This window comes from Psychrobacter sp. (assembly GCF_030457785.1).
In the GTDB taxonomy this organism is placed as follows: domain Bacteria; phylum Pseudomonadota; class Gammaproteobacteria; order Pseudomonadales; family Moraxellaceae; genus Psychrobacter.
On record NZ_JAKDUI010000177.1, the window covers coordinates 1 to 5,657 of the forward strand.

4 protein-coding genes are annotated in these 5,657 nt (G+C 43.3%); 2 read left to right on the forward strand and 2 right to left on the reverse strand.

Annotation, left to right across the window (positions count from 1 at the left end; all coding sequences use genetic code 11):
• Positions 1 to 549: 549 nt before the first annotated feature.
• A complete protein-coding gene (gene asd, locus L0J61_RS08700) occupies positions 550 to 1,677 on the forward strand; it encodes an aspartate-semialdehyde dehydrogenase (protein WP_301466053.1) in 1,128 nt (375 codons plus the stop codon).
• 158 nt (positions 1,678 to 1,835) lie between these two features.
• Here the strand turns inward: asd and L0J61_RS08705 are convergent, their stop codons facing one another.
• Positions 1,836 to 2,483: a heme-binding protein gene (locus tag L0J61_RS08705; RefSeq protein ID WP_301466054.1), complete on the reverse strand. Its 648-nt coding sequence runs from the start codon at positions 2,481 to 2,483 to the stop codon at positions 1,836 to 1,838.
• Positions 2,484 to 2,737: 254 nt separating this feature from the next.
• On the opposite strand from L0J61_RS08705, the gene tgt reads away from it, so the two are divergent.
• A complete protein-coding gene (tgt, locus tag L0J61_RS08710; protein WP_301466055.1) occupies positions 2,738 to 3,889 on the forward strand; it encodes a tRNA guanosine(34) transglycosylase Tgt in 1,152 nt (383 codons plus the stop codon).
• Positions 3,890 to 4,008: 119 nt separating this feature from the next.
• Here tgt and L0J61_RS08715 read toward each other — a convergent pair whose 3' ends face one another.
• Positions 4,009 to 5,361, reverse strand: coding sequence for a sodium-dependent transporter (locus L0J61_RS08715; protein WP_301466056.1), 1,353 nt, complete (start codon positions 5,359 to 5,361; stop codon positions 4,009 to 4,011).
• Between the last annotated feature and the right edge of the window lie 296 nt (positions 5,362 to 5,657).

Sequence of the window (5,657 nt, forward strand, 5' to 3'; positions counted from 1 at the left end):
CTACGCTATGCTTTAGGTTGGCAATATATCTCTGGTTTTGCGTAAGTCCTAATAATAAAGAAAGATCCATAGTTTGTATTAACCGTTTGTTGAAATAATCGTTGAGCCAAAGACGATATTTATTGTCGCATAGAAGAAAAGATATCTGTAATATTCTATAGCTTGTCCTAGCTAAACTACCCTTCGAAGCTTACTTTAGCACTTCCAAAGAACCTAGCCTACTAATCAGGCTGAATTAAGCCATTGGTATCATACAACATTATCCTATCAGTCATTTTACTACACATATTCTTTATGCAACGCTTTCATTGGTGTATATATCCAGCCTATATATACATCAATAAAGATGACTTTCCGGCTGCACAACGTATTGGCACATATTGAAAATACATATTACCCAGCATCTAATAACGGAACGTTATAGTAAGCATAGAAATTAGTGCATAAAAAATGGCTAAAAAGCAGGGAAACACCTTGCTTTTTAGGGCTATAAACGGCATTGTTACTGGTTAGCAATGCAACAAATAAATGTAAAAAGGATTGGATTTAATGAGTAATTTAACAGTAGGTTTGGTAGGCTGGCGTGGCATGGTCGGCTCGGTACTAATACAGCGTATGCAGGAAGAAAAAGACTTCGCTGGCATTACTCCTGTATTTTTTTCAACCAGCAATGCCGGTGGCGATGCGCCAAGCTTTGACGATGTTGAGGCCAGCCAACTTAAAGACGCTCATGATATCGAAGCCTTAGCAGCTTGTGATGTGATTATTACCTGTCAAGGTGGCGATTATACCTCAAAAGTGCATCAACCACTGCGTGATAGTGGCTGGAATGGCTACTGGATTGATGCAGCAAGTACCCTACGAATGGCAGATGACAGCATTATCATCCTGGACCCAGTCAACCGTAACGTGATTGACGACGCCCTCGCCAGTGGCAAAAAAGACTTCATCGGTGGTAACTGTACCGTATCACTGATGCTGATGGCTATCGGTGAACTGTTTAATAAAGGCTGGGTAGAATGGGTCAGCGCAATGACCTATCAGGCCGCTAGTGGCTCAGGCGCAAATAATATGCGTGAACTGATCGAAGGCATGGGCGTACTACATGGTGCTGTCCAAGACGAACTGGCCGACCCTGCAAGTGCGATTTTGGATATCGATAAAAAAATCGCTCAAACTCAACGCTCAGCAGACTTCCCTAAGCAGTACTTTGCTGTACCATTAGCCGGCAGCTTGATTCCTTATATCGATGCTCAGCTAGAAAACAAACAGTCACGCGAAGAGTGGAAAGGTGGCGTTGAAACCAATAAGATCCTTGGTAATGACGACGCCAGCACCATTCCTATCGACGGCATGTGCGTCCGTGTTGGTGCGATGCGCTGTCATGCTCAAGGCTTGACCATCAAGCTCAAAAAAGATATCCCATTAGAGGAAATCGAAGCAGCGCTGAAAAATAGTGGTAATGAGTGGTTAGACGTGGTCGAAGACGATAAAGAATCTACCATAGATCGCTTAACACCAGTATCGGTGACTGGTACTTTGACCGTTGCACTAGGTCGCCTGCGTAAGCTAAATATGGGTCCTGAATATCTCGGTGCCTTCACCGTTGGTGACCAGCTCCTGTGGGGCGCAGCTGAGCCCTTACGCCGTATGTTAAACATCATCCGTGAAAAATAGACCGGTTTTAGGGTGTGTCTTCATTTAAATCGATAGTCATCTAAATGGGTTAAAAATGAAGATACGCCCTAGTGTTTTTGGCATCAGTACAAAAAAAGACAGCCCTAGGCTGTCTTTTTTTATGACCATCAGCTTTTCAACACTTTGAACCATTGGCGTTATTCTGGTTGATAGGCAATCATAACTTCATTGCGGCGCATAAACGGCAACGTCCATGGTGGGTCATAGCGTGCCAATTCAGGCTCACCTGTTATTGTTAAGTCTTGATCCTGCATCCACGTTTGTAGCGCTTCAGTTTTTTCTGCAACTTTGTCTTCCCCTGTCAACCAAGAAAACTTAATAACACCATAATTTTGTGCAGGGACTTCAATAATCTCGACATTCTGATTATTGGGCTTTGGTAAGGTTTGCATGGTGTATTGGCTCGGCATGGTGAACTGCACACGCCATTTTCCATCCGTCTCTTGCATGCTCACTGGTGCCGTCATCGCAATTTCTTCTGACGTGTCATCGTTATTCGCTTGCGACTGCATGGTGACAGGTGCTGTCATACTAATCTCGCTACTCTCACCACTTGGCGCTGTGTTATTGCCAAAGATATAGTCGGCTAACGTTTTAAATCCTTCGCGACTGGCAGCGCTCTGGTCGCCCGTTACCCAAGTCTGCGCCACAAGCTGCTCACCGTAATGACGTAACTCAAAATCATCGTCTTGCACCAATACAGTGTAGTCTGGCTCTTCTGTTGCCATAGCTACTCCTGATGTTAATAATAAACCACTCAATAGTAGATAAGCTTTTTTAGTCATATCATGTCTCCAATGTCTAAACAACCAAGCCCGATGGTGTTTTTTATATTGCTATTTTTTATCTACTTTACCAACCACACCATAATACTGCTGTATCTTTTGGTTATCTCGTCACTATATCAACTGTGAAACTTGTTGAGCTTATGAGGCCGAAACGACATATACATCAATGACGCATGAATATCCATGTCCAAAAAATTCACCAACAATGCTATAATTAGCGCCATTTTCATAGCTTACATAGCGGTTATTATATGCAATTTGTCTTACATAAAACGGCCAGCGGCGAGACGCGTGCACGCCGTGGCACAGTCCATCTTAATCATGGCGACGTGCAAACACCTGCCTTTATGCCTGTCGGTACTTACGGTACTGTCAAAGGTATGCTACCGCGTGATATTGAAGCGATCGGCGCTGATATCGTATTAGGCAATACCTTTCATTTATGGCTACGCCCAGGCACTGAGGTCATCGAAAAATTTGGTGGTTTGCATAAATTCATGCATTGGGACAAGCCTATTTTGACAGACTCAGGCGGCTTTCAGGTATTTAGTCTGGGTGCCATGCGTAAAATTACCGAAGAAGGGGTTAACTTTAAATCCCCCATCGATGGTGCCAAAGTCTTTCTGTCTCCAGAAAAATCCATGCAAATCCAATATAGCCTGAACTCAGATATCGTGATGCAATTCGATGAGTGTACGCCCTATCCTGCGACTCACGAAGAAGCTAAAACATCATTAGAGCTATCGCTACGCTGGGGACAACGCTGTGTTGATGAACACAAGCGACTGGGCAGCACCAACGCCCTGTTTGGCATTATCCAAGGCAGCATGTATCCAGACTTGCGCCAACAGTCACTTGATGGGCTGCTCGATATTGGTTTTGATGGTTATGCCATCGGCGGTCTTTCTGTTGGTGAGCCTAAAAATGAGATGATGGATGTCTTAGATTATATTCCTGATGCTATGCCTGCAGACAAGCCACGCTATCTGATGGGTGTCGGTAAACCTGAGGATATCGTCGAAGCAGTACGTCGCGGCGTAGACATGTTTGATTGCGTCATGCCGACTCGCAACGCGCGCAACGGTCATTACTTCGTGACAGGCGATACAGACAACGCTGGTGTGGTTCGTATCCGTAATAGCCAATATCGCAATGATGAAGGCCCACTAGACCCTGAATGCGATTGCTATACTTGTCAAAACTTCAGCCGTGCCTACTTATATCATCTCAATAAATGCAAAGAGATGCTAGGCGCTCAATTGGCAACGATCCACAACCTTCGTTACTATCAACGTTTGATGCAAGGTATAAGAGAAGCCATCGAAGAAGACAAGTTTGATGAGTTTGTGAGTGATTTTTATGGCAAGCGCGGACAAACCATTCCTGAGTTAAATTTGCGATAGTCACTTATAGTATTTATCACCGAAGCTGATATTTAATTGAAAAAAGGGCTTAAGAAGTATCTTAAGCCCTTTTTCTGTCTGAGATTTATAATCTATAAATTTAGAAAATCAAGTTGTCACTAGCCCATCAATGAAGTAACGAAAACGACGATAACCGCGATCGGCGCTACGAACTTTGCAACAACCTGCCAGATCTGCCAAGCGCCATTAGACAAACCAAGCTCATCCTGAATGCTACGCTGATCCATTTTCCAACCAAGAAAAACAATCGCAGCCAAACCCGTTAACGGTAAAAGGAATTTACTGGTGAGCTTATCCAATGCATCAAAAATACCATTACCCATGATGGTAAATTCAGACCACAAGTTGAACGATAACAAAGCAGCAATACCCAGTAGCCAAATCACAGTACTAGCAACGATAGTCGATACTGTACGAGTCATCGCTGTGCGCTCTTCTAAAAACTCAACCGTCGGCTCAAGTAAAGAGATGGCTGAGGTAATCGCTGCAAAAGTAATGAGTAAGAAGAAAAGTGTCCCTATAACAGTACCCGCGCCCATGCTACCAAAAGCTATTGGCAAGCTAACGAAGATAAGTCCAGGACCTGCAGCAGGATCCAGTCCATTGCTGAAGATGATTGGGAATATTGCTAAACCAGCTGCTAAAGCAATGACTGTATCTAGAATAACAACCGTACGTGCTGTTTTAAGCAGGTTTACTTCACGACCCAAATACGAGCCATAAGCAACCATAATACCCATACCGATTGATAGCGTAAAGAACGCATGACCCAATGCGGCAATCATCACATCAGCAGTTATTTTGCTAAGATCAGGAGCAAATAAATAAGAAACTGCTTCTCCAAATCCGCCATTCATCACGTTATAACCAACGATAATAAATAGAATGACACCCAGTAATGGCATCAAAATTTTAGCGGTCTTTTCGATGCCACTCGTAACACCGACGCCTACGATGACAGCGGTAAGCACCATAAACACTGTATGCCAAATAGTCAAAGTACCTGCAGATGCCAACATAGCATCAAACGTTGCTCCGACAGCATCGCTATCTTGGCCAGTGAAGCCACCAGAGGCAATCTTGGTGATATAGTTCAGCGCCCAACCACCGATAACACTGTAGAATGATAGAATCAGGAACCCACCTAAAATACCTGAAACCCCTATAATTCCCCAGTTTTTTGACCTCCCTTCACTGGCGGCAACATCAGTAAATGAGTTAACAGGATTTTTCTGGCCTCTGCGACCAATCAACCACTCAGCAACTAGAATAGGAAAGCCAACTAGCGCAATACAAAATAAATAAGCGATAACGAAAGCTGAACCACCACTTTCACCAACCATATATGGAAATTTCCAGATATTACCTAACCCAACTGCTGACCCTACCGCTGCCAATACAAAGCCCAAACTTGAGCTCCACTGCGCATGTTCTTGTTTATTGATAGCCATGATTTATGCCCTCGCGCTTCAATTAATACAACTAACAATCTTCCTTGATAAGCATAAATAGCTTTTGACGACATTTAGCCATGTATTCGACGCATCGATATGACACGTTCAGCAACATTAAGAAAGAGTTGTTTACAATATCGTAAACGCTCAGTTTCTGCTAAGCGACTAAAAAAGTCAAGCACTCACAAATATAAAAACCCATAACTAAGCGTTATGGGTTTTTATGGTTTTATTTGAATTCTTAGATTAACACATGAAGTGCAATACCAAATGCAAGGTGAAAAAAAGACCTA

Excerpts from the sequence above, each read along its gene's own strand:
- L0J61_RS08705 (WP_301466054.1), bottom strand. The coding sequence starts at position 2,483 with ATGACTAAAAAAGCTTATCTACTATTGAGTGGTTTATTATTAACATCA.
- tgt (WP_301466055.1), top strand. The coding sequence starts at position 2,738 with ATGCAATTTGTCTTACATAAAACGGCCAGCGGCGAGACGCGTGCACGC.
- asd (WP_301466053.1), top strand. The coding sequence starts at position 550 with ATGAGTAATTTAACAGTAGGTTTGGTAGGCTGGCGTGGCATGGTCGGC.
- L0J61_RS08715 (WP_301466056.1), bottom strand. The coding sequence starts at position 5,361 with ATGGCTATCAATAAACAAGAACATGCGCAGTGGAGCTCAAGTTTGGGC.